The sequence below is a fragment of the Ulvibacter sp. 2305UL32-6 genome (assembly GCF_058148545.1).
The window spans coordinates 1-595 of sequence record NZ_JBYVKA010000082.1 but is presented as its reverse complement, the minus strand read 5'-3'; the positions used below and the strand labels follow the sequence as shown (position 1 = coordinate 595).

The following is a 595-nucleotide window of genomic DNA, read 5'->3' as shown; positions in this document are numbered from 1 at the left end:
CGCAAATGTTGGCAGCGGCGTCGACGCGTGCGACTCGGAAGCCACGGCGAAGCCGTTTGCGAGTTTATTCGGAAATAAATATAGTGTTTTTAAAAATGACGAAATTTTAGATTTGTTCAAAAGTAGCCATTGGCTTTATACGTTGTTCTACACCGTTTTTATAAGTACAGTTTTGTTACGTTTCGTTTATTTAAATGCGTTGGAATTAAACTTTTATCGTAAAATTCCTTGAATATTAATTCTGCATCTGTTAAGTTCAAAACTTCTTCTTTGTGTATCATTATCTCACCTAAATTTGTTTGTAGTGAAACCCACTCAATTTTTAAAGGACTTTTATTTTCACCTTTTCCGATTACGTAATGTTTGAATTTTGGTTTGGAATTCAACCTAAATTCTACGATCATTTTTTCTATCCATCCAGCACATTGAACGTAATCTCCATTTTCATTTTCAAGCGTTAGATATGTGTTGTTTTTTGAATCCATTTTATTTAGAGCGGTCTTGATTCCGTTCCATTTTGGATTTTTCATCTCAGTATTATTTGTTTTTAAATACATTTTTTAATTTTCTGAAGAACTTTAAAATGGTGTAGAAC

1 protein-coding gene is annotated in these 595 nt (G+C 32.3%); it reads right to left on the bottom strand.

Features of this window, described 5'->3' with window-relative positions; genetic code table 11:
* Nucleotides 1–158: 158 nt before the first annotated feature.
* Nucleotides 159–530 (bottom strand): hypothetical protein, encoded by a 372-nt coding sequence (locus ACY2RU_RS17820; protein WP_490139837.1) that lies wholly within the window; start codon nt 528–530, stop codon nt 159–161.
* Between the last annotated feature and the right edge of the window lie 65 nt (nt 531–595).

Coding starts and splice junctions, on each gene's coding strand:
- ACY2RU_RS17820 (WP_490139837.1), bottom strand. CDS start 530: ATGAAAAATCCAAAATGGAACGGAATCAAGACCGCTCTAAATAAAATG.